This is a genomic window from Acidovorax sp. GW821-FHT10A04, from assembly GCF_059415825.1.
In genome coordinates this window covers 16,106-42,818 of the sequence record NZ_JBWKNZ010000008.1, presented here as the reverse complement: position 1 = coordinate 42,818, position 26,713 = coordinate 16,106, and the positions used below count along the sequence as shown (strand labels likewise).

Sequence of the window (26,713 nt, the reverse complement as noted above, 5' to 3'; positions counted from 1 at the left end):
ACCGGGGCACAGTGCGGGGGGCGGCAACGCCACCCGCGCAAAGGCGGTCAGTGTAGCCCTCCCGCCGCGCCCCCCAAAGAACCAGGACAAGCGATGCTCCACCAACTCAATTCCCTGTACCCGGTGCGCTACACGGCCTTTGCACTGTGCGTGCTGGGCCTGCTGCTGGCGCTGTTCGCCCTGGTGGTGTTCGGTGTGGGCCTGCCGCTGGTGCTGGTTTTCGGGGGCCTGGTGGCCGTGGGCGTCTACGACGTGCGCCAGACGCGCCACGCCATCCTGCGCAACTACCCGGTCATCGGGCATATCCGCTTCATGCTCGAGTACGTGCGCCCCGAGGTGCGCCAGTACTTCATCGAGAGCGACAGCGAGGCCGCTCCCTTCTCGCGCGCCCAGCGCTCGCTGGTCTACCAGCGCGCCAAGGGCGAGCCCGACAACCGGCCCTTCGGCACGCACCTGGACGTAGGGGCCCAGGGCTACGAGTGGGTCAACCATTCGATGGCGCCCACGCACCTCGCGTCGCATGATTTTCGGGCCTGGATCGGCGGCAGCCCCGGCGCGCCGTCCCCCTCCGTGTCGCCCTGCACCCAGCCCTACCATGCCAGCGTGTTCAACATCTCGGCCATGAGCTTTGGCGCGCTGTCGGCCAACGCGGTGCTGGCGCTCAACAAGGGGGCGCAGCTCGGCGGCTTCGCCCACGACACGGGTGAGGGCTCGATCTCGCAGCACCACCGCGTGCACGGCGGCGACCTGATCTGGGAGATCGGTTCGGGCTACTTCGGCTGCCGCAACGAGGATGGCAGCTTCAGCCCCGAGCGCTTTGCCACCAATGCGCAGGACCCGCAGGTGAAGATGATCGAGCTCAAGCTCAGCCAGGGCGCCAAGCCGGGCCATGGCGGCGTGCTGCCGGGGGCCAAGGTCACCATCGAGATTGCCGCCGCGCGCGGCGTACCGGTGGGCAAGGACTGCATTTCGCCCTCGCGCCACAGCGCGTTTTCCACCCCGGTGGAGATGATGCAGTTCATCGCCCGCCTGCGTGAGCTCTCGGGCGGCAAGCCCACGGGCTTCAAGTTCTGCCTGGGCCACCCCTGGGAGTGGTTCGCCATCGTCAAGGCCATGCTGATCACCGGCATCACGCCCGACTTCATCGTGGTCGACGGGGCCGAGGGGGGCACGGGCGCCGCCCCCGTGGAGTTCAGCGACCATGTGGGCGCGCCGCTGCAGGAGGGCCTGCTGCTGGTACACAACACCCTGGTCGGCGTGAACCTGCGCGAGCGCGTGCGCATCGGCTGCGCGGGCAAGGTGATCACCGCCTTCGACATCGCACGCATGATGGCGCTGGGCGCCGACTGGTGCAATGCCGGGCGCGGCTTCATGATGGCGCTGGGCTGCATCCAGGCGCAGAGCTGCCACACCGGCCACTGCCCCACGGGGGTGACCACGCAGGACGCGCAGCGCCAGCAGGCCCTGGTGGTGCCCGACAAGGCCTCGCGCGTGGCGCAGTTCCACCGCAGCACCCTGCATGCGCTGCAGGAACTCGTACAGGCCGCCGGCCTGCAGCACCCCAAGGACATCACGGCCCACCACATCGTGCGCCGCATCAGCGATACGGAGGTGCGCCTCCTGTCCAACCTGATCACGCGCATGCAGCCCGGCGCCTTGCTGGGCCCGCTCGATGCGCAGCACAATGTCTTTCGCCTGTACTGGCCCCTGGCCAGCGCGCACAGCTTCGCGGCCAGCGAACCGGCAATGGAGCCTTCGGTGCCCCACCATGTGGAGGTGGCCCACGCCGCCGTGGCTGCCGTCGGCGACCTGCCCGCCAATGCCGCCGTATGACGATGGACACAGGCAAGGCTCCTGACACGATCCCGGGCGGCAACACCATCGACTACGCAGGCTACCTGCGCCAGCAGCTTGCGCAGCAGCAGTTCAACGTGGCCAGCTACCGGCTCGGTGATGAGCAGGTGTGGCTCAAGAAGGAGGGCGCGCCCCTGGGCACCGGCCGCTACCGTGCCATGGCGGTGCTGGCCGCCCTGCTGCGGCTGGAGGTGCTGCGCCCCGTGCCCAACACCGGCGGGCGCGCCGCCATTGCCACCGAGGTGCGGCGCCTGCGCGACCTGCAGGCGCGGGGCCTGCGCGTGCCGACCGTGCTGGCCGCGCAGGACGATGGCTTCCTGATGCGCCACCTGGGCCGTCCCGCGCAGCACACCCCCTCGCTGGGCAACGAGATCGACCATGCCGTGTCCGCCGGCCCTGCCGCCGTGCTGGCGCTGTGGCAGCAAGGCCTGGCGGCCATTGCGCAGGTGCACGCCAGCGGTACCTGCCTGAGCCAGGCCTTTGCGCGCAACCTGGTGCGCTGCCCCGATGGCGTGGTGGGCTACATCGACTTCGAGGACGACCCGGCGGCCGTGCTGGCGCTGCCCGTGTGCCATGCCCGCGATGCGCTGTGCTACGCGCATTCCACCGCCATCTACCTGCGCCTGGTGGGTGCGCTCGACGATGCCCGCGCGATGTGGACCGCCTGGGTGTCCGCCAGCAGCCCCGAGCTGCAGGCCGTGATGGCGACCAGCATCCGGCGCATGGCCTGGATGCGCCACCTGCCGCAAAGCCGCCGGCTCGGCCGCGACATGCAGCGCGTGCGCGCGGCGTACGACCTGCTGCGTCCCTGAACAGGGGTCGCAGGCAGGGGCAGCGCGCAACGCGGGCCCGTCCTTAGCGGTCCGTAGGCATTGGCTGACAAGCGGGCGGGGATGGGCCGCCTATCGTGAAAGCGGTGCTCCCGTTTCCGCTTCCCTTTTCAGCCTTTGTCCATGCCTACCCCTGCCGCCACCCTGCCAGCACCCACCGCGCCCGCCTCCCCTCCACCGGCCGCGAAGAAGCCCCGTCGCCGTCGCCCTCCCACCCTGTCCCTCTCGGCATGGAAACAGTTCATGAGCGTGGCCCGTCCCTACTGGATGGGTGACAAGAAGAAAACCGCCTGGGGCCTGCTCGCGCTGCTCATCGGTCTGATGGTCTGCGAGACGCAGCTGGCCGTGATGCTGATCGACAAGACCGGCGAGATGACTTCGGCCCTGGCCGCCAAGCAGGCCGACCGCTTCTGGGGCGCGGTGCGCGCCAGCCTCATCGTGCTGGCCTTCGCGGTACCGGTGTACGCCTTCTACTACTACATGCGCGATGCGTTCTCCAACCACTGGCGGCGCTGGCTCACGCACCGCTTCCTGGATGGCTACCTGGGCGAGCGCAAGTACTACGAGCTCGGTGCCGGCAGCGACATCGACAACCCCGACCAGCGCATCAGCGAGGACATCAACACCTTCACCGGGCGGTCCACGCACTTCCTGCTGATCTTCCTGGGCTCGCTCATGCAGCTGGTGGCGTTCAGCGCGGTGCTGTGGTCCATTTCCAAGGTGCTGGTGGCCTTCCTCGCGGTGTATGCGCTGCTGGGCACCTTCGGCGCGCTGTACCTGTTCGGCGCGCCGCTGATTCGGCTCAATTTCTGGCAGATCCGGCGCGAGGCGGACTTTCGCTTCGGGCTGATGCGGCTGCGCGAGAACGCCGAGTCCATCGCCTTCTACCGCGGCGAGCCCCAGGAGCGCGCACAGATCGACCACCGCTTCGAAGCCGCGTTCACCAACTACGCTCGGCTCATCAAGAAGCAGCGTTCACTCAACCTGTTCCAGCGCTCGTTCAGCCAGCTCACGCTGGTGCTGCCGAGCATCATCCTGGCCAATGGCGTGCTTTCGGGCGAGCTCGAGGTGGGGCGCGCTATCCAGGCGGCGGGTGCCTTTGCGGCAGTGCTCGGCGCCGTGTCGCTGATCGTGGACAACTTCGAGAGCCTGAGCCGCTTCGTGGCCGGCATCGACCGCCTGCACGCGCTGTCGCAGATGGTCCTCAAGACGCCTGCCGCGCCCACCCCCTGGGCCGAACCTGCCGCCGCACCGCGCACCAACAGTCTGCAAGAGCCCCCCACAGAGCCCGCGCCGCAGATCGCCACGCGCATCGGCGAAGCCATGGCCATCGAGGGGCTCACGCTCTACACGCCCCAATTCGGCCGACTGCTGGTGCAGGACCTGTCGCTCACGCTGCAGGCCGGTGATGCTCTGCTGATCACCGGGCCCAGCGGCTGCGGCAAGAGTTCCTTGCTGCGCGCGATCGCAGGCCTGTGGCGCACCGGCAGCGGTGCAGTACAGCACCCGCCGATGGAGGACGTGTTCTTCCTGCCCCAGCGCCCCTACATGCAGATGGACACCCTGCGCAGCCAGATCATCTACCCGAGCAAGCAGACCGACCTGAGCGACGAACGCCTTTTGGAACTGCTGCGCGAGGTGCAGCTCGAATCGCTGGCCGAGCGCGTGGGCGGGCTCGACGCCTCGCACGATTGGGAAAAGCAGCTGTCCATCGGCGAGCAGCAGCGCCTGGCCTTTGCCCGGGTGCTGGCGCGCGCGCCGCGCATCGTGATCCTGGACGAGGCCACCAGCGCGCTGGACAGCGCCAACGAGGCGGCGCTCTACGAACGGCTGCGCGCCAGCGGCACCACGCTGATCAGCATTGCCCACCGCCCGGCCGTGCTCAGGCACCACACGCATGTGCTCGAACTCAAGGGCGAGGGTGCGTGGCAGGTGCACGCGGCGGGCGATTTCAGCTTCGACCGCTGACGAGGGGATTCAGACGTCGGCGGAGGTGGGTTCGCCCGCCATCTCCAGCACCAGTGCCGTTGCCACATGCGCATCCAGCAAGAGCAGGCGCTTGCGCATGCAGATCACGGCCTTGTCCTTGCTGAGCAGGATGGCGCGGTGCGCCGCCGCCAGGTCGATGAACTTCTGGTCGTCGGTGTCCTTGCAGACATAGGCCACACGGGGGGCGATATCCACCAGGCGCGCCTGGGCGTCGAAGGCGGCAAGCACCTGCGCTGCGTCCACGCGGTAGTAGTCCATGCGGCCCACGATGTGCGGGTAGGCCAGCACACGCTTGAGTTCGTCGCGCATGACCTGCGTGGCGATCCAGGCCAGGCGCCCTTCGGCCAGCAACTGGCGCAGCGGCACGGTCGCGGGGTCGGAGAAGATCAGCAGGTCGAGCGCGACGTTGGTGTCCACCACCACGGGGCGCGCAGGTTCTCCTGCCGGCGCCTGGGCCGGCAGCGGCAGCTCAACCCGCATCGCGCGGACCGTTCTGTGGTGCCTCGGACGGTGGCTTGGCGCGCACCGATCCCTTGATCATGTCGAAGCGGAACATGCGGCACTCGATGGGGCCGTTCCACATGGGCACGCGGCGCGACTCCTTCAGGCGCATCTTGCCGGGCAGCTTGAGGTCGGGGGTCAGCATCCAGGCCGTCCAGCCCGCATAGTTCTTCTTCCAGTGGGTGGCCAGCTGGCTGAAGAACTCGCCGCCGTCATCGGTGTGCGCGGCCTCGCGGCCCACGCTGGCGCCCAGGGCCCGTTCGGCGGCGCGCTCGTTGGCGTTCTGGCCGGCCGAGCCGGCGGCGGCAATGCGCTCGCCATAGGGCGGGTTGAGCAGCATGACGCCGGGCTGCTCGCTGGGCGGCATGCGCTGCAGGGCGTCGCCGCCGCGCAGCTGCACGGCATCGGCCACGCCGGCACGCTCGGCATTGCGCTGCGCAAAATCGACCATGCGGTGGGCCACGTCGCTGCCGAAGATGGGCACGGGGCTTGGGCGGATCGCGCTCTCGGCCTCGGCCTGGATGGCCGACCACACGTGCCCCTGGAAAGGCAGCAGCTTTTCGAAGGCAAAGCGGCGCAGCATGCCGGCCGGGATGCGGCAGGCGATCTGCGCCGCCTCGATGGCGATGGTGCCGCTGCCGCAGCAGGGGTCGTACAGCGGCACGGGGTCATCGCCCAGCGGGTCCCAGCCGCTGGCCGCGATCATCGCGGCGGCCAGGGTTTCCTTGAGCGGGGCGTCGCCCTTGTCCTCACGCCAGCCGCGCTTGAACAGCGGCTCGCCCGAGGTGTCGATGTAGACCGTGGCCTCTTCGGTGGTCAGGTGCAGGTGGATGCGCACGTCGGGCCACTGGGTGTTCACGTCGGGGCGAACGCCGGTCTTGGCACGGAAGCGGTCGGCCACCGCGTCCTTCACGCGCAGGCCGGCAAAGTTCAGGCTCTGCAGCGGGCTGTGCTGGGCCGTGACCTCCACCTTGAAGGTCTGGCGCGTGGTGAACCAGATCTCCCAGGCCACCTCGCTGGCAATGCCATAGAGGTCGTTCTCGGAGCGGTAGGGCCGGTGCGCCAGCTGCACCAGCACGCGCTGCGCCAGGCGGCTGTGCAGGTTGAGCAGCAGCGCCTGGCGCCACGAGGCGCGCAGCAGCACGCCGCCGCGGCCCATGAGGAGGTCCTGGCCCGTGAGGCCGGTGATGGCGTGCACCTCGTCAGCGAGGTAGCCCTCGACACCGGCGGCGCAGGGGAGAAAAAGTTGGAGTTGGTTCATGGCACTGGGCGACAGGATACGCGCTTACGCAGCAGCGGTGCTGGAGGATGCGCGCGCCAGCAGCAGCTGGCGGATGGATTCGGGAATGGGCGCCACCTTGCGGTCGCTGCGGCCGATGAAGACGATGCCGACCTTGCCGCGTGCCACTTCGCGGCCCGAGGTCTTCTCGGTCATGCGGAACACGAGGTCGAAGCCGTAGCGGTTGAGGTCCTCGGGCGCCATCTCCACGCGCATGGTCTCGCCATGGAAGCCTTCGGACTTGTACTGCGCCACGATGTCGCCCACCACGGTGGACAGGCCACCCACATCCGCCTCGGGGTAGCCGAGCGACTGGAAAAAGCGCACGCGCGCCTCCGACACCAGGCTCAACAGCTGCGCATTGTCCAGGTGCCCGCCCTGGTTGACATGGCTGATGTAGATCTGCAGCTCGGTGGCAAAACCGAAATGCTCGGGGAGGTCGAAAACAATGCGGGCCATGGGCAGGGAAACAGAGGGTCGAGAAAAGACAGCGAACCGGGGGCAAGGCGCCCCCCAAAGGAAGCCCCGCAAAGGGCATCCAGGATGCTGCAGGCCGGACGGCAGGAATGGCCCATACGGGTGAGGCCTTGCCCCGGCGGGCCTCGGAGCGGCAGAAGTCTCTTATGCTCCTGGAATAGCCGATTTTACCCGGAGCCCCATGCACACCCTGCGCTGCAGCCTGACCCTCGCCCTGATTGCGGCTGCGCTCATGGGCACGGCGCATGCCCAGACGCTCTACGAATCCGTGGACCGGCAAGGCCGCCTTTGCGCAACTGGGTGCGCGCGGCGTGCCGGTGCTGCTCACAATGGCCAGCGGGTGAACGGCTTCAGCGCCCTGTCCTACGACGCCGTCTTTGCCAAACGCCCATAACCCCCCTCTTCCACTTCATGCTCCGCACTGCCCTCGCTTCGATTGCCTTTTTCCTGTGCCTGCCGGTTCTCTCCGAAGAACTGCGCGTTGCCCTGCCCGGCCGCGACGATCTGGTGATCGACCTGCCCGCGCAATGGCGCGCCCAGGTCCGCCGCCCGCACGGGGAGTTGCCGCCCTCGGTGGCCATCAGCGGCCCTGATGCCAAGGCCTTGCAGATGCTCATCACGCCCATCTGGCCTGTGGGCAGCGCGCCCAGGCCCCCCACCGCCGACGAGTTGCGGGGGCTGGTCCAGGCCGGTGCCACCCGGGCCCAGCCCAAGGCCGTCGAGAGCGACCTGCCCCTCAAAGACCTGGGTGCCGCGGGCAAGGTGGGCTACTACTTCTCGGCCACCGACCGCGCCCCCGAGCCGGACGGCTACAAGCACCTGACCCAGGGCGTGCTGGGCATGAACGAGCTGCGCGTGACCTTCACGGTGCTTGTCAACGGCGCTCCGCAGGAGCCTACGGCCCAGGCGCTGGAGCTGCTGCGCTCGCTGCGTCGCGCACCGGCCACGAAAGCGCCCTGATGGTGGCGGCCTCTTCTTCCGTGCCGCCCATCCTCGGCACCGTGATGCTCTACGCACGCGACATGCAGCGCACTGCGGCCTTCTACCGCACGCATTTCGGCCTGGAAACCACGGGCGAGGTGGTGGAAGGATTGATCGAACTGAATGCCCCCCAGGGTGGCGCCAGCATCCTCATCCACCAGGCGGCCAAGAGCGTGAAGCTGGGCCAGGCGGGGGTGAAGCTGTGCTTTCATGTGCCTGACGTGGAAGCCTTCAAGGCCCATGCGCTGGCGCAGGACCTGGCCTTCGGCCCCACGCACCAGGCCAACGGCTATGCGTTCGCCAACGCCAAGGACCCGGACGGCAATGCCGTCAGCATCTCCAGCCGGGCTTTCCGCCATGGGACCTGATCAGAGCGCCTTGCGCAGGTTGGCCGGCGCGATCTTGAGCGCCTCGCGGTACTTGGCCACGGTGCGGCGCGCGCACTCGATGCCCTGCTCCTTGAGCATCTCGGCGATCTGGCTGTCCGACAGCGGCTTGGCCGGGCTTTCGGCCGCGACGAACTGCTTGATGAGGGCACGCACGGCCGTGCTCGATGCATTGCCGCCGGTCTCGGTGCCCAGGCCCGAACCGAAGAAGTACTTGAGCTCGTAGGTGCCGATGGGCGTGGCCATGTACTTGGCCGTGGTCACGCGGCTGATGGTGGACTCGTGCAGGCCCAGCTCGTCGGCGATGTCGCGCAGCACCAGCGGGCGCATGGCCAGTTCGCCATGGGTGAAGAAGCTCTTTTGCCGCTCGACGATGGCGCGCGAGACGCGCAGGATGGTGTCGAAGCGCTGCTGGATGTTCTTGATGAACCAGCGCGCCTCCTGCAGCCGCTGCTGCATGGCCTGGTGGCCCTCGCCGCCCTTGTGGCCACGCAGGGCGCCGGCATAGATGTCGTGCACGCGCAGGCGCGGCATCACGTCGGGGTTCAGCGCCACGATGAAGTTGTGCTGACCGTCGCGGCCATTGGCGCGCCCAGCCTTGCGCACGATGACGTCGGGCACGATGATGTTGCGCTCCACATCGACGAACTTGCGTCCCGGGCGCGGCTCCAGCCGCGCGATCAGGGCCATGGCGGCGCGCGTGCGCTCCTCGCCGTCGCCGCACAGTTGCGTGAGGCGGCGGATGTCGCGGCGCGCCAGCATCTCCAGCGGCTGCTGGCACACGCGCAGCGCGGTCTGCACGGTGTCGGGGTCGGCATCGCTGTCTTCGTCGGCCGCCAGGGCCGTGAGCTGCAGCGTGAGGCATTCACCGAGGCCACGTGCACCCACGCCCACGGGCTCCAGGCTCTGCAGCAGGCGCAGCGCCACGGTGAAGCGGTGCACCAGCTCCTCGATCTGCTCCAGGTCGTCCGGGCCGGCCAGGGCGATGGCCAGCTCTTCCAGCGGCTCCTCGAGGTAGCCATCGTCGTTGAGCGATTCGATCAGGAAGCGCAGCGCCGCGCGGTCCACCTCGGAAAGACGCAGCGACAGGGCCTGGCGGTGCAGGAAGGCGGTTAGCGATTCGTGGGTGCGGGCCAGCTCGGTGGCGTCGGCCTCGTCGCCCTCGGCATCGTTGCGGTTGCGGGCCGGCGCATCGCCACCCCACTCGGCATCGTTGGGGGACACGTCCACGGTGCCATCGCCGCTCCAGTCAGGCTCGTCGCTGGCGCTGCTGCCCAGTTCCGCGTCACTCTGGGGTGCATCGGGGACCGACTCGCTCGGCGTGCTGGAACCCGGTGCGTTGGAATAGACCGCGTCGTCAGCGCTGTAGTCGTCCGGCTGCACGGGCGCATCGGCCGTGTCCACGCCGAATTCTTCGCGCGGCGCCTCGTCGGCATTGCGCTCGAGAAAGGGGTTTTCGTCGAGCATCTGCTCGACCTCCTGGCCCAGCTCCAGCGTGGACAGCTGCAGCAAGCGGATGGACTGCTGCAGCTGGGGCGTGAGCGCCAGGTGCTGCGATACGCGCAGGGACAGGCCGGGCTTCATCGCACAGCCCCGGTGGGCTGCCGCGAAGGCAGGTGCATGGCGAACGTGCGGTCCATCGGTCTGCTACATGCGGAAGTGTTCACCCAGGTACACCCGGCGCACTTCGGCGTTGTCGACGATTTCGGACGGGGTTCCCTGGGCCAGCACGTGGCCGTCGCTGATGATGAAGGCGTGGTCGCAGATGCCCAGCGTCTCGCGCACGTTGTGGTCGGTGATGAGCACGCCGATGCCACGTGCCTTGAGAAAACCGATGATGCGCTGGATCTCGATCACCGCGATGGGGTCGATGCCGGCAAACGGTTCGTCCAGCAGGATGAAGCGTGGCTGCGTGGCCAGCGCGCGGGCGATCTCCACGCGGCGGCGCTCACCGCCGGACAGGGCCAGCGCAGGCGAGGCGCGCAGATGCTCCACGCGCAACTCCGTGAGCAGGGCCGTGAGGCGCTCCTCGATGGCCGCGCGCGGCAGCGGCTGGCCATCCTCGCCACGCTGCAGTTCGAGCACGGCACGCACGTTTTCTTCGACCGTGAGCTTGCGGAAGATCGAGGCTTCCTGCGGCAGGTAGGACAGGCCCAGGCGCGAGCGCCGGTGGATGGGCATGTGGGCCACCGAGTGGCCATCGATGCGGATGTCGCCGGCATCGCTGCGCACCAGGCCCACGATCATGTAGAACGAGGTGGTCTTGCCCGCGCCATTGGGGCCCAGGAGCCCCACGACCTCGCCCTTTTGCACGACCAGCGACACATCCTTGACGACCTTGCGGCTGCCGTAGGACTTTTCGAGGTGGTGCACCTCCAGCCGGCTTTCCGCCGGTGAGCCGGCGACGGTGCTCACGTCAGGCCCGCTCACTTGGCGCCGCCGCTCAGGCTGTTGCTGGGGCGCAGGGTCGTGCCCGGTGCCGGGGTGGCAGGGGCAGCGGCGCTGGCCGGAGTTTCCTTGGGCGACAGGATGGCGCGCACGCGGCCGCCGGGTGCCGGGGCATCGCCTGCGGCATTGGTGCTGCCGCGCGGCTTGGCATCCACGGTGAACACGTCGGTCAGGTTGTTGTAGACGATGACCTGCCCGGTGATCTCGTCGGTCAGTGTGGATTCACGGAAGCGCCGCAGCTCGGCGCGGGTGATGAACTTCACGTTGTCGGCGCGTCCGTCGTACTCGATGACCTCGCTCTCGCCTTCGATGAACTCATCGGGTGCCCCGGCGAGGGTGTCGCGCTTCTGGCGGAAGAAGGCGCGCTTGCCCGGCTCGGCCGTGACCACGCCGAACTGGTAGCCGTCCGCGTCCTGGCGCACGTCCAGACGCGCGCCACGCAGCACGATGGTGCCCTTGGTCATGACCACCCGGCCGGTGAACACGCTGGTCTGCTTGAGCTCATCGTGGCGCAGTGCATCGGCCTCGATGTTCATGGGCTTGTTGCGGTCGGCCTTTTCGGCATGGGCCGCAGTCTGGACAACGGCCAGGGCCGAGAGGAGGAGGATCGGGAGGATGCGGTAGTTCATAGGGCACGAATCTTGCAGATCATTGTAGCCACCCGCGGCGACACGCCATGAAAAAAGCCCGCATCCGCGGGCTTTTGGCATCTGCAGGACCGCGTCCCGTCCAGAAATGGTCAGGCTTTGCGGGCCACGCCCACCAGTTGCTCCACCACCTGCAGCACGACCGGCATGCTGCCCGCCATGGTGCCATCGGTGTAGAAACGGCCAGCCACGCCCATCGAGGGCACGCCTTCCACGCCATACGCATCCTGCAGCTGCGACGCACGGCGCACCTGGTTGGAGACGGTGAACGAGTTGTAGATTTCCTTGAACTTGGCCACGTCCACGCCCTGCGTGGCGATCCAGGCCATGATTTCATCGTCCTTGGCGAGCTTGGCCTTCTCGACATGGATGGCGCGGAAGACCTTGGCGTGCAGGTCGGCGACCTTGCCCATGCCTTCCAGGGTGAAGTACAGCTTTTGCAGCGGCACGAAGCTGGCATTGAAGGCCACCGGCACGCGGCGGATCGCCAGGTCCTTGGGCGCGGACTTGATCCAGGCCTCGAGCGTGGGCTCGAAGGCGTTGCAATGGGGGCAGGCGTACCAGAAGAATTCGATCACGTCGACCTTGCCGGCCGGCGCCTCGGGCGCCACGGGCTTGTCGAGCTTGCGGTAGTCCTTGCCCTCCTTGAACTGGCGCGCTTGCGCGAGTGCAGGGGTTGCCACGGGCAGGGCCAGGGCGGAAGCGGCCACGGCAGAGGCGGCAGACAGGGAAAACTCGCGGCGTTTCATCAAAATGACTCTCCTAGGGTCGGGTGTGGGGGTGTGAGCCACGCCCCCGAAAAAAGTTCAGGCCGGCCCGCGCTCAGCGCTGCACCCGCACCAGGGCCGACTCGACGCCGGTGGTGTCGAGCTTGTCCTTGAGCTGGGCGGCATCGTCGCGCTTGGTGAAGGGGCCGACGCGCACGCGGAACACGGTGCGGCCGTTCTGCTCGCGCTCGCTCACGCGGGCCTCCCAGCCCAGCATGGCCAGCTTGGCGCGCTGGGCATCGGCATCGGCCTGGGTGCGGAAGGCACCGGCCTGCACGAAGTAGTCGAAGGGGTCCGCGCTGTTGCCGGGCGCGGCAGCGGCCTTGGCGGCAGCCAGGTCGCCCAGCGGGTCGGCACTGCCGGGCTTGGTCGTGGCCGCTGCGGCGGGCTTGGCCGACGATGCGGCGGCACGCGGGTCCGCCGCGGCCACGGCAGGTGCCGAGGCGGTGGGCGCAGGCGCAGGGGCCACGCCTGCTGTGGCGGGGGCCGACGCCGCGGCGGCGGGTGGCCGGGCCGGGTTCTTGCCGTACAGCGGCGAGTTCGGGTCCCAGTTCTTGTTCTTCTGCGCTTCGGCCGCGTCCTGGTCGGTGCCGCGTGCCCCCCCCTTGTTCAGGAAGGGCACGGGCACCTTGGTCACGTAGACGGCGACCGCCAGCGCGGCCCCCAGGCCGAAGATCACGCCCACGATAAAGCCGATGATGGTTCCGCCCAGTTGCTTGTTCTTCATGGTAGTGGTTGCTTGCTTACATTCGGGCCGGGGCCGATACGCCCAGCACAGCCAGGCCATTGTGCAGTACCTGCGCGGTGGCGGCGACGAGGGCCAGGCGCGCGCGCTTGACGGCTTCGTCGTCCACCAGGATGCGCTCGGCATCGTAATAGCTGTGGTAGCTGGCGGCCAGGTCGCGCAGGTAGAACGTGACGTCGTGCGGAGCCTCGCCCTCGGCGGCGGCGGTGAGCATCTCGGGGTACTTGGCCAGTTGCAGCATCAGCGCCTGGGCCTGCGGGCCTTCGAGCGCCGACAGGTCCACGCCCTGCAGCGAGGCCACATCGCCGCCGCCCTGCTCGGCCCAGCCGCGCAGCACCGAGCAGATGCGCGCATGCGCGTACTGCACGTAGTACACCGGGTTGTCGTTGTTCTGCGCCACGGCCAGGTCCACATCGAAGGTGTACTCCGTGTCGGGCTTGCGGCTGAGCAGGAAGAAACGCACCGCGTCCTTGCTGGTCCATTCGATCAGGTCGCGCAGGGTCACGTAGCTGCCCGCGCGCTTGCTGATCTTGACCTCTTCGCCGCCCTTGACCACACGCACCATGGTGTGCAACACGTAGTCGGGGTAGCCCTGGGGAATGCCCACTTCCGCCGCCTGCAGGCCGGCGCGCACGCGGGCGATGGTGCCGTGGTGGTCGGTGCCCTGGATGTTCACGACCTTGGTGTAGCCGCGCTCCCACTTGGCGATGTGGTAGGCCACGTCGGGCACGAAGTAGGTGTAGCTGCCGTCCTGCTTGCGCATGACCCGGTCCTTGTCGTCGCCGTAGTCTGTGCTCTTGAGCCACAGGGCGCCGTCCTGCTCGTAGGTCTTGCCATTGGCCACGAGCTTGCCCACCGTGGCATCCACGCGGCCGCTGGTGTACAGGCTCGACTCCAGGTAGTACTCGTCGAACTTCAGGTTGAAGGCCTGCAGGTCCTTGTCCTGCTCGTTGCGCAGGTAGGCCACGGCGAACTGGCCGATCGACTCCAGATCGTCCACGTCGCCGCTGGCGGTGTACGCGCGGTCGTCGGCCTTGACGGTCTTCTTTGCCAGAAAGTCGTTGGCGATGTCCTGAATGTAGTCGCCGTTGTAGAAGGCCTTGCTGGCCGGGTTCTCGGAATCCGTGGGCCAGCATTCGTCGCCGGGCTTGAAGCCCTTGGCGCGCAACTGGGTGCTGTGCGTGAGGGTCTGGATCTGCACGCCCGCGTCGTTGTAGTAGAACTCGCGGTGTACGCCCCAGCCTTGCGTGGCGAACAGGTTGCAGATGGCATCGCCGAGCGCGGCCTGGCGGCCATGGCCGACGTGCAGCGGCCCGGTGGGGTTGGCCGAGACGAACTCGACCAGCACCTTGGCACCGCGGTCGGGCTGGTAGCCGAAACGCTCGCCAGCGGACAGCACCTCGCGCACCACCTCCTGCTTGGCAGCGGATTTGAGGCGGATGTTCAGGAAGCCGGGGCCGGCGATCTCGATGGCATCCACCCAGCGCGTGAAGGCGGGCGTGGCCTCCAGCGCGGCCTTGAGCTGCTCGCCCAGCGCGCGCGGGTTGAGCTTGAGCGGCTTGGCCAGTTGCATGGCCGCCGTGCAGGCGAAGTCGCCGTGCGCAGCCACCTTGGGGGATTCGAACGCCGCCTTGGCGCCAGCGCCAGGGGAAAGGATGTCCAGCTCGGCCGCGAGCGCGGCCAGCAGATCGTGTTTGACAGAGAGCATCGGGGGATTTTACGGGGCCGGCCGCGAACGCCCTGGCGGGGTGTGTTGCCCACGCCACCAAATCCGGCCCTGGCAGGCCCCCAAAGGCGCTGCGCCCGCGCAACAGATCGTAAAGAATTCTGGCAGCCTGCCCGACATGTCAGCGCCGGTCGATGCCCGTACGTTGTAATCGGGCAATCCGATGCGGGTTGCATTGGATGCCCTTACCACCGGAGCACTACACCATGAAAAAGCTTCTCTCCCTGACGGCCCTGGGCCTGCTTCTCTCCCTGGGCGCAGCCCATGCTGCCGATGCCCCGGCCACCAAGGCTGCGGCGCCAGCGGCAGCGACAGCCGCCGCGCCCGCGGCACCGGCAGCGTCTGCCGCAGCGCCCACCAAGCAGCAGACCAAGATGGCCACCTGCAACGCCGAGGCGGCCGACAAGAAGGGCGACGAGCGCAAGGCCTTCATGAAGACCTGCCTGTCCAACAAGCCCGCCACCCAGCAGGACAAGATGAAGACTTGCAACGCCGACGCCACCGGCAAGAAGGGCGACGAGCGCAAGGCCTTCATGAGCGAATGCCTCAAGAAATGATGCCCTGAGCGGGACGACCCGCCGGCCGAGACCAACCCGCCTGGCCTGCTGCCCGGCGGGTTTTCTTTTTTACCAGCCCCGGGCCCAGAATACTGCAATCACCGCGACGATGGGGATCACATGCGCCTGGACCATCACCAGGCGGCGCACGCGGGACACCTCGGCGGCGTCCGGCAGCTTGCCGTCGGCGCGCAGTTGGCGCAGCCAGCGGCGAAAGGCGATGGTCGGGAAGATGGAGACGATGGCGATGGCCACCACCAGGGTGATCTTGAGGTGGAACATGGGCTGCGAGATGTACCAGGACATGCCCTTGACGCCGAAGAACACGCGCGCGAGCCCCGTGGCCACCAGCACCATGGCCGATGCGGCGTAGATGGCATCCAGGCGCGCCAGGCGCTCCACCACCGCGGCGTTGAGCCATTCCACCCGGCACAGCGCGGCCTGGCTCGACAGGAACACCACCAGGGTCAGTATGGCCACCAGGTGCAGGGCGGCCAGTACGGCTTCGAGGGTCATCGCGGATCCTTTTTGGGTTGGTCGGTTTCGCGGCGATTGTGCGCGAGGAACGACCCGATCGAAGTAGGCGCCTTTCCTGACACTGCCCGGGGGCAGGCGGTTCATGCAGAAAAAAAGGTGCATGCCCTTGCAGGCATGCACCTTGGTGTGTAGCGTGGCGCCGCTGTGGCGCGGGTCCTTCGCCGGTCAGGCGGCGGGGCGTGCCACGACGGCCACGTCGGCAGGCACCACGGGTGCCGGGACAGCGACGGCGTCCGGCAAGGGGTGGCCGTCGAGGGCGGCATTCAGGCGCGTGTAGTCGAGCGCGTTTTCCCAGCGCGACACCACCACGGTGGCGACGGCATTGCCGATGAAGTTGGTCAGCGAGCGGCATTCGCTCATGAACCGGTCCACGCCCAGGATCAGCGCCATGCCGGCCACGGGCACTTCGGGCACCACGGCCAGGGTGGCGGCCAGGGTGATGAAGCCCGCGCCCGTCACGCCGGCTGCGCCCTTGGAGCTGAGCATGGCCACCAGCAGCAGGGCGACCTGGTGGCCCAGCGTGAGTTCGGTGTTGGTGGCCTGGGCGATGAACAACGCGGCCAGGGTCATGTAGATGTTGGTGCCGTCCAGGTTGAAGGAGTAGCCCGTGGGCACCACGAGGCCGACCACCGACTTGCTGCAACCGGCCTTTTCCATCTTTTCCATCAGCGAGGGCAGGGCCGACTCGGACGACGAGGTGCCCAGCACCAGCATCAGCTCGGCCTTGAGGTAGCGGCACAGCTTGAGCACCGAGAAGCCGCACAGGCGCGACACGAAGCCGAGCACCACCAGCACGAAGAGCAGCGAGGTGATGTAGAACGAGCCCACCAGCCAGGCCAGGTTCACGAGCGAGCCCAGGCCGAACTTGCCGATGGTGAAGGCCATGGCGCCGAAGGCCCCCAGGGGCGCGGCCTTCATCACCAGGGCCACGACCTTGAACACGGGGCTGGTCAGGGCTTCGAGGAAGTTCTGCACCGGGCGGCCGGCCTCGCCGACCATGGCCAGGCCGATGCCGAACAGCACGGCCACCAGCAGCACCTGCAGGATGTTGTCGCCCACGAAGGGGCTGACCAGGGTCTTGGGGATGATGTCCATGGCAAAGCCGGTGAGCGTCATCTCATGCGACTTGGCCACGTAGGTCTTCACGGCCGTCTGGTCCAGGTCGGCCGGGTTGATGTTCATGCCCGCGCCGGGCTGCACCACGTTAGCCACCACCAGGCCGACGATGAGCGCCAGCGTGGAGAAGAACAGGAAGTACGCCATGGCCTTGCCGAAGACGCGGCCCACCGTGGAGAGCTGCGACATGCCCGCGATGCCGGTGACGATGGTCAGGAAGATCACCGGGGCGATGATCATCTTCACCAGCTTGATGAAGGCATCGCCCAGCGGCTTGAGCGCTTCGCCGTAGGCCGGCTCGAAATGGCCCAGCAGCACCCCCAGGACAATGGCGATCACCACCTGGAAGTACAGTTGGCGGTAGAAAGGCAAACGCACCGGTTGGGCGGCCTGGGCAGGGATGGCATGCATGGGGGACTCCAGAAGTCACGGGAACCGCACCAGCGGGGTGCGTCGAGGCTGCCGTTTGTACCGCTGCAAGCCGTTTCAGCAGATAGCTAATTGGTAGTAGTCGCTGGCGCCGCCATAGGGAGAGCACCCGCAGCACCTAGTGGAAATACTTAGCCCCGGAGAAGCTGCGGCACACTCCCAGGCGCACCGCACCGGTGCGTGCGGCCCTTCGCTCCCTGCCGATTGCGCACCGAAACCTGCCTGCGGACACCCGCCCCTGCCATGCCCCTGCCCCACCGCCGCAAGTTCTGGACTGTGCTGATCCTGCTCGCCGGCATGGCGGCCAGCATGTTCGTGGCCGGGCAATGGGCCTGGCGGCATTCGCTCCACGAAGAGAGCGACAGCGTGCAGCGCCAACTGGCCCTGTACGGGCAGACGCTGGGCCAGCGCATCGACCGCTACCGCACCCTGCCCGAGGTGCTGGCGCTGGATGCGCAGCTGTATGACGCGCTGAGCCGAGCGCGCAGCCCGGCCCAGGTGGAGCAGCTCAACCTCAAGCTGGAGCGCGCCAACGGCGCGAGCCAGTCCTCCACCCTGACGCTGATCAACCGCGAGGGCCTGGCCGTGGCGGCCAGCAACTGGCGCAGCGCCACCAGCAACGTGGGCGTGGACTACAGCTTTCGGCCCTATGTGCAGCAGGCCCTGGCCCAGGGCAGCGGCAGCTTCTACGGCATCGGGGTGACGACGGGGGAGCCGGGCTATTTCCTGTCGCAGGCCATCCGCAACGACCAGGGCGAGCCGCTCGGCCTGGTGGTGATCAAGATCGCGCTGCAGGAGCTGGAGCGCGAATGGCTGCAGACCGAGGACATCGTGCTCGCGTCCGACGCGCACGGCGTGGTCTTCCTGGCCAGCCAGGATGCCTGGCGCTACCGGCTGCTGGAGCCCCTGGACGATGCCGAGCGCCGTGAGCTGGCCGCCACGCGCCAGTACTCCGACCAGCCGCTGCGCCCGCTGGACTACCGGGTGGATGACCACATGGACAACGGCGGCCGCCTGGTGCGCATGCAGACCGCCGACCTGCCCGGCGTGCCCGGCCACCTGCTGTGGCAGACCCAGCCCCTGCCCGGCACGCCGTGGCAGCTGCACCTGGTGCACGAGACCCACAGCAGCGTGGCCGACAGCCGCTGGGCGGCGGCGGCCGGCGGCGGCGGCTGGCTGGCGCTGGCCCTGCTGGTGCTGTTCGTGCGCCAGCGCCAGCGCCTGGCCTCGCTGCGCCAGCGCAGCCGCCAGGAGCTGGAGACCGTGCTGCAGCAGCACGCCCAGGAGTTACGCACCGCGCAGGACGGCATCGTGCAGGCCGCGCAGCAGGCCGACATGGGACTGTCCCGCAGCCTGGAGCACCTGCCCCAGGGCGTGGTCATCATCGACGCTGACCTGAGGCTCGTGGCCTGGAACTCGCGCTATGTGCAGCTGTTTCGCTACCCCGCCGACCTGATGCAGGTGGGCCGACCCATCGAGGACCTGCTGCGCCACAACGCACGGCGCGGCCTGCTGGGTCCCGGCCCGGTCGATGAATCCGTGGAGCGGCGCCTGTCGCACCTGCGCGGCGGCCTGCCCCACCTGCACGAAAGCGCCAAGGACGACGGCACCGTGCTGGAGATCCGTGGCACCCCCCTGCCCGAGGGAGGGTTCGTGACCAGCTATGCCGACATCACCAGCTACAAGAACGCTGCGCGCGAGCTGCGTTCGCTGGCCGATGCGCTGGAGCAGCGCGTGGCCGACCGCACGCGCGACCTGGACGCCGCCCGGCACGAGGCCGAGCAGGCCAACCGCTACAAGACCCGCTTCGTGGCGGCGGCCGTGCACGACCTGCTGCAGCCGCTGAACGCGGCGCGCATGTTCACCTCGCTGCTGCGCGGCCACCTGCACGACGATGCCGGCCGGCATGCGGCCGACAGCATCGATGGGGCCCTGGCCGCGCAGGACGCGATCCTCAACAGCCTGCTCGACATCTCGCGCATGGAATCCGGCCAGCTCGAGGTGCGCATCCACGACGTGGCCCTGGGCCCACTGCTGCAGGTGCTGGCCCACAATTTCGGCGTGCTGGCCGAGAGCCAGGGCCTCACGCTCCATTGCGTGGCCACGCGCCAGGTGGTGCGCACCGACGAGAACCTGCTGCGCCGCATTCTGCAGAACTTCGTCTCCAACGCCATCCGCTACAGCCGACACGGGCGCATCGTGGTGGGCTGCCGGCGCGTAGGCAGCGGCCATCTGCGCATCGAGGTGCACGACCAGGGGCCGGGTATCCCCGAGGCGCTGCAGCGCGAGATCTTCGAGGAGTTCCGCCGCCTGGACGAGGGCCGAGCCGACGACCGGGGCGCGGGCCTGGGCCTGGCCATCGTGGAGCGCCTGGGCCGCCTGCTGGGCCACCCCATCGGGCTGCGCTCGCAGCTCGGTCGCGGCAGCGTGTTCTGGGTGCTGGTGCCGCTGGGCGACCCGGCCTCTCTGCAACAGCAGATGGCCCCACCCGCCAGCGCCGCGCAGCAAGCGCCCGAGGACGCCCCGCTGCATGGCAGCAGCGCCTGGGTGATCGAGGACGACGGCCCGATTTGCGCCGCCACCCGGGCCCTGCTGGAGCGCTGGGGGTGCCAGGTAGCGCTGGCCGGCGGTGCGGGCGAGGCGCTGGCACGGGCCCAACCCGGCCAGGCGCCGCAGTTGGTGCTGCTGGACGTGCACCTGGAAGGCGGCCACCTGGGCCCCGAGGTCTATGCCACGCTGTGCCAGCGCTGGGGCCAGGCCCCCGCGGTGATCCTGGTCACCGCCGAGCGCGATGCCACGCTGCGCCGCCAGGCGGCCGAACGCGGCTGGGGCTTCCTCGCCAAGCCGGTGCGCGCGCCTGCGCTGCGGGCGCTGGTGAGCCAGACCTTGCTGCGCCTCCGGGAGCGATGAGGCCCCGCTTCAGGCAGCGTCCTCGGTCTCCAGGCTCTTGACCAGCACGGCCGCCTGGGTGCGGCTGTGGCAGGCGAGCTTTTTCAGGATGGCCGTGACATGCACCTTGACGGTGTTCTCGGCCAGGCCCAGTTCGCCCGCGATCTGCTTGTTGAGCAGGCCGTCGGCCAGGCACAGCAGCACGCGGAACTGCTGGGGGGTGAGCTGTGCCAGGCGGGCAGCCAGCTCGGCATCGGCCTCGGAGCGCTCGGCCGCCATCGGCGGAAACCAGCTGTCACCGGCCAGCACGGCCTCAATGGCCCCGCCCATGGCCTCGGCCGGAGCGGACTTGGGGATGAAGCCCACGGCACCGAACTGCTGGGCCCGGCGGATCACACGCGGGTGGTCGTTGGACGAGATGATCACCACCGGCAACTGCGGGTACTCGCCCCGCACATGCAGCAGGGCCGAGAAGCCATGTGCGCCGGGCATGCTCAGGTCCAGCAGCACCAGCTCGACCTCGGGATGCTCCTGCAGCGCACTGCCCAGCGTGGCGGCGCTGGCAGCTTCCAGCGTGCGGAACTGGGGCAGGCGCTCGCGCAGCACATGCAGCACGGCAGTGCGGAACAGGGGGTGGTCGTCGGCGACCAGCAGCGTGGGCTCGGACATGGGATGTGCAGTCTGCCATGGCCGGGGCCGGGCATCCAGGCGCAAGACCCTGGTCAGGGGGCCGGCATGCCGCGCCAGAAGGCGGGCTGTGCATAGTGGTGCTTGAGGAAGTCGATCCACAGCCGCACGCGCAACGGCATGTGCTTGCGCTGCGGAAAGACCACGTAGATGCCATTGGGCGGGGCGGCGAACTCCTCCAGCACCTCGACCAGGCGGCCGGCGGCGATCTCGGCCTCCACCTCCCAGGTGCTGCGCCAGGCAATGCCATAGCCGGCCAGGCACCAGTCGTGCAGCACCTGCCCGTCGGAGCAGTCGAGGGGGCCGCCGGGCTTGAGGTGCACGACCTCGGTACCGCCGCCCTCGACCGGCATGCGGAAGGCCCAGCCGCGCGTCTGCGAGGCTTCGCTCGACAGGGTCAGGCAGTCGTGCGAGGGCAGCTCGCCCGGGTGGCGCGGCGCCGGGTGGTGCTTGAGGTAGCCGGGCGTGGCCACGCACAGGCGCCGGTTGTCGGCAATGCGCACGCTGACCAGGGACGAATCGGGCAGGTCGCCCACGCGCACGGCACAGTCGAAGCCCTCGCCGGCCAGGTCCACCACGCGGTCGCTGAGGTTCAGCGAAATCGTCACGTCCGGATGCTCGGCACGAAAGCGTGGCACCAGCGGCGCCACATGGCGCCGGCCAAAACCGGCCGGCGCCGTGATGCGCAGGTGCCCCGTGGCTTTCACGCCGCCCTCGGACACGCTGGCCTCGGCGTTGGCCACGTCGGACAGCAGGCGCTGGCAGTCCTCCAGGAAGGCGCTGCCCTCGTGCGTGAGGCTGATGCGCCGGGTGGTGCGCACCAGGAGCTTGACGCCCAGGTGCTCCTCGAGCGCATCGAGCCGCCGGCCCATGATGGCCGGTGCCACGCCCTCGGCCTTGGCGGCGGCGGTGAGGCTGCCGCGCGTGGCAACCGAGACGAAGGATTCAAAGGCCTTGAGCTTGTCCATGGCGTGGATCCGGAAGATGAGCAGGCGAGGCGCCGCTCGATTTGTGCGAAAAAGTCATTGGTTTCCAGCTTTTGAGCATATTTATATCGACAAACATTTGCAATACAGTGTGCCCATGGCCTGCAATGGCAGGCGCCGCTTTTTTCACATCCAACGCCCAAGGCACTCCATGACCGACCGCACTTCCATCCACGGCCTGCAAGTGGCCACCTCCCTGTTCCGCTTCGTCGAAGACAAGGTGCTGCCCGGCACCGGCGTGGACAGCGCCGCGTTCTGGAAAGGCTTCGACGCCATCGTCGCCGACCTGGCACCGCGCAACATCGCCCTGCTGGCCGAGCGCGACCGCCTGCAGACCGAGCTGGACACCTGGCACCAGGCCAACCCCGGCCCCATCACGGACATGGTGGCCTACCGCGGCTTCCTGGAAAAGATCGGCTACCTGGTGCCCCAGCCCACCGACGTGCAGGCCACCACCACCAACGTGGACGACGAGCTCGCCACCCAAGCCGGCCCGCAACTGGTGGTGCCCATCCTGAACGCCCGCTATGCGCTCAACGCCGCCAATGCGCGCTGGGGCAGCCTGTACGACGCCCTGTACGGCACCGATGCCATCCCCGAGACCGATGGCGCCGACAAGGGCAAGGGCTACAACCCGGTGCGCGGCGCCAAGGTGATCGCGTTCGCGCGCCAGGTGCTGGACGACACGGCGCCCCTGGCCAGCGGCTCGCACAAGGATTCGACCGGCTACCGCATCGAAGGCGGCCAGCTGGTGGTGGCGCTGGCCAACGGCAGCAGCACGGGCCTCAAGGACCCATCGCAGTTCAAGGGCTACCAGGGTGATGCCGCAGCCCCGTCGTCGGTGCTGCTGCAGCACAACGGCCTGCACCTGGACATCCAGATCAACCGCAGCACCCCCATCGGCCAGAGCGACGCCGCCGGCGTGAGCGACCTGGTGCTGGAAGCCGCCCTGTCCACCATCCTCGACCTCGAAGACTCGGTGGCCGCCGTGGACGCCGAGGACAAGGTGCTCGGTTACAGCAACTGGCTGGGCATCATCCAGGCCACGCTGACCGAGCAGGTCGCCAAGAGCGGCAAGACCATCACGCGCGGCCTGAACGCCGACCGCGTGTACACGGCCCCCGATGGCAAGGCCGGTGGCGTGCGCCTGCATGGCCGCTCGCTGATGTTCCTGCGCAATGTGGGCCACCTGATGACCAACCCGGCCATCCTGTACACCGACGCCCAGGGCAAGGAGCGCGAGATCCCCGAGGGCATCATGGACGCCGTGGTGACCACCACCATCGCCCTGCACGACCTGCAAGGCCACGGTGCCAATGGCATCCGCAACTCCCGCAAGGGCAGCGTCTATATCGTCAAGCCCAAGATGCACGGCCCCGCCGAAGTGGGCTTTGCCAGCGACCTGTTCGGCCGCGTGGAGCAGTTGCTGGGCCTGCCCACCGACACCGTGAAGTTGGGCATCATGGACGAGGAGCGCCGCACCAGCGTGAACCTCAAGGCCTGCATCGCCGCCGCGGCGAGTCGCGTGGCCTTCATCAACACCGGCTTCCTGGACCGCACGGGCGACGAAATGCACACCGCCATGCTGGCCGGCCCCATGATCCGCAAGGGCGACATGAAGACCAGCGCCTGGATCCAGTCGTACGAGAAGAACAACGTGCTCGTGGGCCTGTCCTGCGGCCTGCGCGGCAAGGCACAGATCGGCAAGGGCATGTGGGCCATGCCCGACCTGATGGCCGAGATGCTCAAGCAAAAGATTGCCCATCCCAAGGCCGGCGCCAACACCGCCTGGGTGCCCAGCCCCACGGGCGCCACGCTGCACGCCCTGCACTACCACCAGGTCAATGTGAGCGAGATCCAGATCGGCCTGGAAAAAACCGACGTGAACGCCGAGCGCGACAACCTGCTGACCGGCCTGCTCACCGTGCCCGTGACCGCCACGCCCAACTGGACCGATGCCGAGAAGCAGCAGGAACTGGACAACAACGCCCAGGGCATCCTGGGTTACGTCGTGCGCTGGGTGGACCAGGGCGTGGGCTGCTCCAAGGTGCCCGACATCCACAACGTGGGCCTGATGGAAGACCGCGCCACCTTGCGCATCAGCAGCCAGCACATGGCCAACTGGCTGCGCCACGGCGTGGTGACCGAAGCCCAGGTCAAGGAGACCTTTGAGCGCATGGCCGCCGTGGTGGACGGCCAGAACGCCGGTGACCCGCTGTACCAGCCCATGGCCGGCAACTTCGGCACCAGCATGGCTTACCAGGCCGCTTGCGACCTGGTCTTCAAGGGCATGGCCCAGCCCAGCGGCTACACCGAGCCGCTGCTGCACGCCTGGCGCCTGAAGCTCAAGGCCACTGCAGCTGCCTGAGCCGAGTCACCAGCCCACTACGACGGCACCTTCGGGTGCCGTTTTTTCTGGCCGCTACTCAGAAGCGGTGGGTGATGCCAATACCCACGCCCGAAGGGTCCTGCCCCGGCTTGAGGCCGCCGATGCCGTTGGCCGACAGGTTGTAGGCCGCCGTGGCGCCGTTGGCGATGCGCGTGTAGGCCGCCCACAGGTCCGTGCGCTTGGACAGGCGATAGGTGTAGCCCAGCGAGATCTGGCGGGCGCCCGAGTCGCGACCCGGGAGACCGATGCCGCCCACGGCGCTGGCGGCATTGCCCCGCGCTGCCTGGGCCTGCACGTAGGACAGCGCCAGTTCCTGCCAGTCGTCGAGCTGGTGCGTCACGGCGACCTGCCATGCGCTGCGCCGCAGGGACTGGCCGGGTGCGGGCTCGTAGCGCAACTGCTCCCAGCTGCCACGCAGCCGGGTCCGTCCCAAGGTGTAAGCCAGTGCCAGGCGGTGGGCATCGTCGCGGCTGTGCGCGCCGAAGTAGGCGCGGTGCAGCTCGTAGCCCCAGGCCGCATAGAGCGGGCCGTCCCGGTAGCTGAGCAGGCCGCTGACCATGTCCGGGGAGGACTGGTCGGTCTTTTCCTCCGGCATGGCATAGGCCAGCCGCAGCGACCAGGCCCCCATGGCTGGCGACCAGTACTGCAGCAGATTGGGCTGGCGCCGGTCGAACGAGGCCGGTGACTGGCCGTTGGCCGCGGTCGCGAAGCCGTTGCCCATGATGGAGTTGGAGGCGAAGATGCCGGCCGTGAAGGGGTCGATGGCATACACCGAGGTGAACCGCAGCGGCGCCTCCCATTGCCCCAGCACCAGCTCGCCGGCCGGGGTCGAGAGCCCCACCGCCGTGTTGCGCCCGCTGAACGGCCCGTCCCCGGTGTCCACGCGGACATTGCCCTCGAACTGGGCCCAGGCGGCCATCCCGCCCCCCAGGTCCTCCCGGGCCCGGAAACCCAGCACCGACAGGTTGTTGGACAGGCGGTTGGCGCGCAGGGCCGCAGCCCCCGCGGTGCCCGATGCGCGCACCTGCTCCACATCGACCTTGAGAAAGCCATAGAGGCTGACCCGGGCGGCATCCGCCGGCTGGGCCAACGCGGCAAGCGGCAGGGCGGCGCAGCCCGCCAGGGCCAAAGCCCGGTGCATGGAAGAGTTCATAGAGATCCTCGTGGTTGGTGATTTCTTCACAATGAATACATAAACATGTTTAGGTATACCAAAAACACCAATCGCGAGCAATGGAGAATCCACCCCTTCCCCCTGCGCCCGCCACACGCCCAAAAAAAAGCCTCCATGCCGCAGGGCATGGAGGCAAGCCTTGGTCGCTCGCTGGCCGCCGCGTTCAGCGCACCACGCCGATGGCCTCGCGCTGGCCGGCCTTGTAGGTGTACAGGGTCAGCGCGCCGCCCTGCAGGTCGCCCTTGGCGTCGAAGCTGATGCTGCCCGTCACGCCCTGGTAGCCCTTGGTCTGCGCCAGCACCGGCAGGTACTTGGCAGGCTCGGAGGAGCCTGCCTTGACCATGGCGGCCACGATCACGCCGACCGCGTCGTACGAGTACGGGGCGTAGACCTGCACCTCGCTCCGGGTGGTCGCCTTGAAGCGCGCGCGGAAGTCGTCCATGCCCTTCTTCTGCGCGCCCTCCACGCCACCGGCTTCGGCGCAGACCACCTGGCCGTCGGCCATGTCGCCCGCGGCGAGCTTGGGCAGCTCGGCCGTGCAGACGCCATCGCCCCCGACGAACCGGGCCTGGATGCCCAGCTGCTTCATCTGCCGCAGCATGGGGCCGGCCACCGAATCCATGCCGCCGAAGAAGATCACATCGGGCTTCTTCGCCTTGAGGCTGGTGAGGATGGCCATGAAATCCGCCGCCTTGTCGGTGGTGAACTCATGGCCCACGATGGCGCCGCCCGCGCTCTTGGCGCCCTTCTCGAACTCGGCGGCCACGCCCTGGCCGTAGGCCGTGCGGTCGTCGATGACGGCAATGCTCTTTCCCTTGAGCACGTTCACCGCGTACTTGCCCAGCGTTCCGCCCAGGTGCACGTCGTCGGCCACCACCCGGAAGGTGGTCTTGTAGCCCTGGCGCGTGTACTTGGGGTTGGTGGCCGAGGGCGAGATCTGCGCGATGCCCGCATCGCTGTAGATCTTGGACGCAGGGATGGTCGTGCCCGAATTGAGGTGGCCGACCACGGCGTGCACCTTGGCATCGACGAGCTTCTGTGCGGCCGCCGTGCCCTGGCGCGGGTCGCCCGCGTCGTCCTCGCCCTGCAGTTCGAGCTTGACCTTCTTGCCGCCGATGACCACGCCCTTGGCGTTGAGTTCATCGATGGCCATGCGCGCGCCCAGTTCGTTGTCCTTGCCCAGGTGGGCGATGGGACCGCTGGTGGGGCCCACGTGGCCGATGCGCACGACGTCCTGCGCGCAGGCGCCCGCACCCAGCAGCGCGAGGGTGGCACCGATCATCCAATGTTGGCTGTATGGCATCAATCTTCCTTCTTCT

At 68.4% G+C, this 26,713-nt stretch carries 24 protein-coding genes; 9 read left to right on the top strand and 15 right to left on the bottom strand.

What is annotated here, in order from left to right; genetic code table 11:
• Window positions 1-93 precede the first annotated feature (93 nt).
• The 3 genes from AC07PF_RS17650 (at window position 94) to AC07PF_RS17640 (ending at window position 4,652) form a co-directional block, all read left to right on the top strand.
• Complete coding sequence (locus AC07PF_RS17650) at window positions 94-1,833, top strand: FMN-binding glutamate synthase family protein (protein WP_494612731.1); 1,740 nt, start codon at window positions 94-96, stop codon at window positions 1,831-1,833.
• Window positions 1,830-2,666: a BUD32 family EKC/KEOPS complex subunit gene (locus tag AC07PF_RS17645; RefSeq protein WP_494606761.1), complete on the top strand. Its 837-nt coding sequence runs from the start codon at window positions 1,830-1,832 to the stop codon at window positions 2,664-2,666. The genes AC07PF_RS17650 and AC07PF_RS17645 overlap by 4 nt, the downstream gene beginning before the upstream one ends.
• Before the next feature lie 261 nt (window positions 2,667-2,927).
• Window positions 2,928-4,652 carry an ABC transporter ATP-binding protein/permease gene (locus AC07PF_RS17640; protein ID WP_494612730.1) on the top strand — a complete coding sequence of 575 codons (1,725 nt, stop codon included), beginning with the start codon at window positions 2,928-2,930 and terminating at the stop codon, window positions 4,650-4,652.
• A 9-nt stretch (window positions 4,653-4,661) separates the two neighbouring features.
• Here AC07PF_RS17640 and AC07PF_RS17635 read toward each other — a convergent pair whose 3' ends face one another.
• From AC07PF_RS17635 to AC07PF_RS17625, 3 genes are read right to left on the bottom strand one after another with little or no spacing between them, the layout of a single operon-like run.
• The gene (locus AC07PF_RS17635) at window positions 4,662-5,153 is read right to left on the bottom strand and encodes a putative toxin-antitoxin system toxin component, PIN family (protein WP_494612729.1); all 492 of its coding nucleotides are present in this window, start codon (window positions 5,151-5,153) and stop codon (window positions 4,662-4,664) included.
• Window positions 5,143-6,435 (bottom strand): THUMP domain-containing class I SAM-dependent RNA methyltransferase, encoded by a 1,293-nt coding sequence (locus tag AC07PF_RS17630; RefSeq protein ID WP_494612728.1) that lies wholly within the window; start codon window positions 6,433-6,435, stop codon window positions 5,143-5,145. The genes AC07PF_RS17635 and AC07PF_RS17630 overlap by 11 nt, the downstream gene beginning before the upstream one ends.
• Before the next feature lie 24 nt (window positions 6,436-6,459).
• A complete protein-coding gene (locus tag AC07PF_RS17625) occupies window positions 6,460-6,912 on the bottom strand; it encodes an acyl-CoA thioesterase (RefSeq protein WP_494612727.1) in 453 nt (150 codons plus the stop codon).
• A gap of 199 nt (window positions 6,913-7,111) precedes the next feature.
• Here AC07PF_RS17625 and AC07PF_RS17620 point away from each other — a divergent pair, with 199 nt between their 5' ends.
• Genes AC07PF_RS17620 through AC07PF_RS17610 form a run of 3 tightly spaced genes read left to right on the top strand, consistent with a single transcriptional unit; the run spans window position 7,112 to window position 8,279 of the window.
• The gene (locus tag AC07PF_RS17620; RefSeq protein ID WP_494612726.1) at window positions 7,112-7,324 is read left to right on the top strand and encodes a hypothetical protein; all 213 of its coding nucleotides are present in this window, start codon (window positions 7,112-7,114) and stop codon (window positions 7,322-7,324) included.
• 17 nt (window positions 7,325-7,341) lie between these two features.
• Window positions 7,342-7,890: a hypothetical protein gene (locus AC07PF_RS17615; RefSeq protein WP_494612725.1), complete on the top strand. Its 549-nt coding sequence runs from the start codon at window positions 7,342-7,344 to the stop codon at window positions 7,888-7,890.
• Window positions 7,890-8,279 (top strand): VOC family protein, encoded by a 390-nt coding sequence (locus AC07PF_RS17610; protein WP_494612724.1) that lies wholly within the window; start codon window positions 7,890-7,892, stop codon window positions 8,277-8,279. The genes AC07PF_RS17615 and AC07PF_RS17610 overlap by 1 nt, the downstream gene beginning before the upstream one ends.
• Here AC07PF_RS17610 and AC07PF_RS17605 read toward each other — a convergent pair whose 3' ends face one another.
• From AC07PF_RS17605 to argS, 6 genes are all read right to left on the bottom strand, one after another.
• The gene (locus tag AC07PF_RS17605) at window positions 8,280-9,881 is read right to left on the bottom strand and encodes an RNA polymerase factor sigma-54 (protein WP_145697035.1); all 1,602 of its coding nucleotides are present in this window, start codon (window positions 9,879-9,881) and stop codon (window positions 8,280-8,282) included.
• A gap of 63 nt (window positions 9,882-9,944) precedes the next feature.
• Window positions 9,945-10,727 (bottom strand): LPS export ABC transporter ATP-binding protein, encoded by a 783-nt coding sequence (gene lptB / locus AC07PF_RS17600; protein WP_007850384.1) that lies wholly within the window; start codon window positions 10,725-10,727, stop codon window positions 9,945-9,947.
• Window positions 10,724-11,374 carry a lipopolysaccharide transport periplasmic protein LptA gene (gene lptA / locus AC07PF_RS17595; protein WP_494612723.1) on the bottom strand — a complete coding sequence of 217 codons (651 nt, stop codon included), beginning with the start codon at window positions 11,372-11,374 and terminating at the stop codon, window positions 10,724-10,726. The genes lptB and lptA overlap by 4 nt, the downstream gene beginning before the upstream one ends.
• A 110-nt stretch (window positions 11,375-11,484) precedes the next feature.
• Window positions 11,485-12,141, bottom strand: coding sequence for a thiol:disulfide interchange protein DsbA/DsbL (locus AC07PF_RS17590; RefSeq protein WP_494612722.1), 657 nt, complete (start codon window positions 12,139-12,141; stop codon window positions 11,485-11,487).
• Between the two features lie 73 nt (window positions 12,142-12,214).
• Window positions 12,215-12,886, bottom strand: a complete 672-nt coding sequence (locus tag AC07PF_RS17585) for an SPOR domain-containing protein (RefSeq protein ID WP_494612721.1) — start codon at window positions 12,884-12,886, stop codon at window positions 12,215-12,217.
• A gap of 16 nt (window positions 12,887-12,902) precedes the next feature.
• A complete protein-coding gene (gene argS / locus AC07PF_RS17580) occupies window positions 12,903-14,612 on the bottom strand; it encodes an arginine--tRNA ligase (RefSeq protein WP_494612720.1) in 1,710 nt (569 codons plus the stop codon).
• Window positions 14,613-14,836: 224 nt separating this feature from the next.
• On the opposite strand from argS, the gene AC07PF_RS17575 reads away from it, so the two are divergent.
• Window positions 14,837-15,187 carry a PsiF family protein gene (locus tag AC07PF_RS17575; protein ID WP_494612719.1) on the top strand — a complete coding sequence of 117 codons (351 nt, stop codon included), beginning with the start codon at window positions 14,837-14,839 and terminating at the stop codon, window positions 15,185-15,187.
• A gap of 69 nt (window positions 15,188-15,256) precedes the next feature.
• Here AC07PF_RS17575 and AC07PF_RS17570 read toward each other — a convergent pair whose 3' ends face one another.
• Both AC07PF_RS17570 and AC07PF_RS17565 read right to left on the bottom strand, forming a co-directional pair.
• Window positions 15,257-15,703 carry a DUF2214 family protein gene (locus tag AC07PF_RS17570; protein ID WP_494606746.1) on the bottom strand — a complete coding sequence of 149 codons (447 nt, stop codon included), beginning with the start codon at window positions 15,701-15,703 and terminating at the stop codon, window positions 15,257-15,259.
• A gap of 186 nt (window positions 15,704-15,889) precedes the next feature.
• Window positions 15,890-17,251 (bottom strand): dicarboxylate/amino acid:cation symporter, encoded by a 1,362-nt coding sequence (locus AC07PF_RS17565; RefSeq protein ID WP_494612718.1) that lies wholly within the window; start codon window positions 17,249-17,251, stop codon window positions 15,890-15,892.
• Between the two features lie 261 nt (window positions 17,252-17,512).
• Here AC07PF_RS17565 and AC07PF_RS17560 point away from each other — a divergent pair, with 261 nt between their 5' ends.
• Window positions 17,513-20,179, top strand: a complete 2,667-nt coding sequence (locus AC07PF_RS17560) for a hybrid sensor histidine kinase/response regulator (protein WP_494612717.1) — start codon at window positions 17,513-17,515, stop codon at window positions 20,177-20,179.
• Window positions 20,180-20,188: 9 nt separating this feature from the next.
• Here the strand turns inward: AC07PF_RS17560 and AC07PF_RS17555 are convergent, their stop codons facing one another.
• Together AC07PF_RS17555 and AC07PF_RS17550 are read right to left on the bottom strand one after the other, a co-directional pair.
• A complete protein-coding gene (locus tag AC07PF_RS17555; protein ID WP_007860801.1) occupies window positions 20,189-20,827 on the bottom strand; it encodes a LuxR C-terminal-related transcriptional regulator in 639 nt (212 codons plus the stop codon).
• Window positions 20,828-20,880: 53 nt separating this feature from the next.
• Complete coding sequence (locus AC07PF_RS17550; protein WP_007860802.1) at window positions 20,881-21,813, bottom strand: LysR family transcriptional regulator; 933 nt, start codon at window positions 21,811-21,813, stop codon at window positions 20,881-20,883.
• Between the two features lie 169 nt (window positions 21,814-21,982).
• Between AC07PF_RS17550 and AC07PF_RS17545 the strand changes: the two genes are divergently transcribed.
• Window positions 21,983-24,199 carry a malate synthase G gene (locus tag AC07PF_RS17545; RefSeq protein ID WP_494612716.1) on the top strand — a complete coding sequence of 739 codons (2,217 nt, stop codon included), beginning with the start codon at window positions 21,983-21,985 and terminating at the stop codon, window positions 24,197-24,199.
• A 58-nt stretch (window positions 24,200-24,257) separates the two neighbouring features.
• Here the strand turns inward: AC07PF_RS17545 and AC07PF_RS17540 are convergent, their stop codons facing one another.
• Window positions 24,258-25,373 carry a porin gene (locus AC07PF_RS17540; protein ID WP_494612715.1) on the bottom strand — a complete coding sequence of 372 codons (1,116 nt, stop codon included), beginning with the start codon at window positions 25,371-25,373 and terminating at the stop codon, window positions 24,258-24,260.
• 184 nt (window positions 25,374-25,557) lie between these two features.
• On the bottom strand, window positions 25,558-26,697 hold the full coding sequence (locus tag AC07PF_RS17535) for a branched-chain amino acid ABC transporter substrate-binding protein (protein WP_494612714.1): 1,140 nt from the start codon (window positions 26,695-26,697) through the stop codon (window positions 25,558-25,560).
• Window positions 26,698-26,713 lie beyond the last annotated feature (16 nt).

Excerpts from the sequence above, each read along its gene's own strand:
- AC07PF_RS17650 (WP_494612731.1), top strand. The coding sequence starts at position 94 with ATGCTCCACCAACTCAATTCCCTGTACCCGGTGCGCTACACGGCCTTT.
- AC07PF_RS17645 (WP_494606761.1), top strand. The coding sequence starts at position 1,830 with ATGACGATGGACACAGGCAAGGCTCCTGACACGATCCCGGGCGGCAAC.
- AC07PF_RS17640 (WP_494612730.1), top strand. The coding sequence starts at position 2,928 with ATGAGCGTGGCCCGTCCCTACTGGATGGGTGACAAGAAGAAAACCGCC.
- AC07PF_RS17635 (WP_494612729.1), bottom strand. The coding sequence starts at position 5,153 with ATGCGGGTTGAGCTGCCGCTGCCGGCCCAGGCGCCGGCAGGAGAACCT.
- AC07PF_RS17630 (WP_494612728.1), bottom strand. The coding sequence starts at position 6,435 with ATGAACCAACTCCAACTTTTTCTCCCCTGCGCCGCCGGTGTCGAGGGC.
- AC07PF_RS17625 (WP_494612727.1), bottom strand. The coding sequence starts at position 6,912 with ATGGCCCGCATTGTTTTCGACCTCCCCGAGCATTTCGGTTTTGCCACC.
- AC07PF_RS17620 (WP_494612726.1), top strand. The coding sequence starts at position 7,112 with ATGCACACCCTGCGCTGCAGCCTGACCCTCGCCCTGATTGCGGCTGCG.
- AC07PF_RS17615 (WP_494612725.1), top strand. The coding sequence starts at position 7,342 with ATGCTCCGCACTGCCCTCGCTTCGATTGCCTTTTTCCTGTGCCTGCCG.
- AC07PF_RS17610 (WP_494612724.1), top strand. The coding sequence starts at position 7,890 with ATGGTGGCGGCCTCTTCTTCCGTGCCGCCCATCCTCGGCACCGTGATG.
- AC07PF_RS17605 (WP_145697035.1), bottom strand. The coding sequence starts at position 9,881 with ATGAAGCCCGGCCTGTCCCTGCGCGTATCGCAGCACCTGGCGCTCACG.
- lptA (WP_494612723.1), bottom strand. The coding sequence starts at position 11,374 with ATGAACTACCGCATCCTCCCGATCCTCCTCCTCTCGGCCCTGGCCGTT.
- AC07PF_RS17590 (WP_494612722.1), bottom strand. The coding sequence starts at position 12,141 with ATGAAACGCCGCGAGTTTTCCCTGTCTGCCGCCTCTGCCGTGGCCGCT.
- AC07PF_RS17585 (WP_494612721.1), bottom strand. The coding sequence starts at position 12,886 with ATGAAGAACAAGCAACTGGGCGGAACCATCATCGGCTTTATCGTGGGC.
- argS (WP_494612720.1), bottom strand. The coding sequence starts at position 14,612 with ATGCTCTCTGTCAAACACGATCTGCTGGCCGCGCTCGCGGCCGAGCTG.
- AC07PF_RS17575 (WP_494612719.1), top strand. The coding sequence starts at position 14,837 with ATGAAAAAGCTTCTCTCCCTGACGGCCCTGGGCCTGCTTCTCTCCCTG.
- AC07PF_RS17570 (WP_494606746.1), bottom strand. The coding sequence starts at position 15,703 with ATGACCCTCGAAGCCGTACTGGCCGCCCTGCACCTGGTGGCCATACTG.
- AC07PF_RS17565 (WP_494612718.1), bottom strand. The coding sequence starts at position 17,251 with ATGCATGCCATCCCTGCCCAGGCCGCCCAACCGGTGCGTTTGCCTTTC.
- AC07PF_RS17560 (WP_494612717.1), top strand. The coding sequence starts at position 17,513 with ATGCCCCTGCCCCACCGCCGCAAGTTCTGGACTGTGCTGATCCTGCTC.
- AC07PF_RS17555 (WP_007860801.1), bottom strand. The coding sequence starts at position 20,827 with ATGTCCGAGCCCACGCTGCTGGTCGCCGACGACCACCCCCTGTTCCGC.
- AC07PF_RS17550 (WP_007860802.1), bottom strand. The coding sequence starts at position 21,813 with ATGGACAAGCTCAAGGCCTTTGAATCCTTCGTCTCGGTTGCCACGCGC.
- AC07PF_RS17545 (WP_494612716.1), top strand. The coding sequence starts at position 21,983 with ATGACCGACCGCACTTCCATCCACGGCCTGCAAGTGGCCACCTCCCTG.
- AC07PF_RS17540 (WP_494612715.1), bottom strand. The coding sequence starts at position 25,373 with ATGAACTCTTCCATGCACCGGGCTTTGGCCCTGGCGGGCTGCGCCGCC.
- AC07PF_RS17535 (WP_494612714.1), bottom strand. The coding sequence starts at position 26,697 with ATGCCATACAGCCAACATTGGATGATCGGTGCCACCCTCGCGCTGCTG.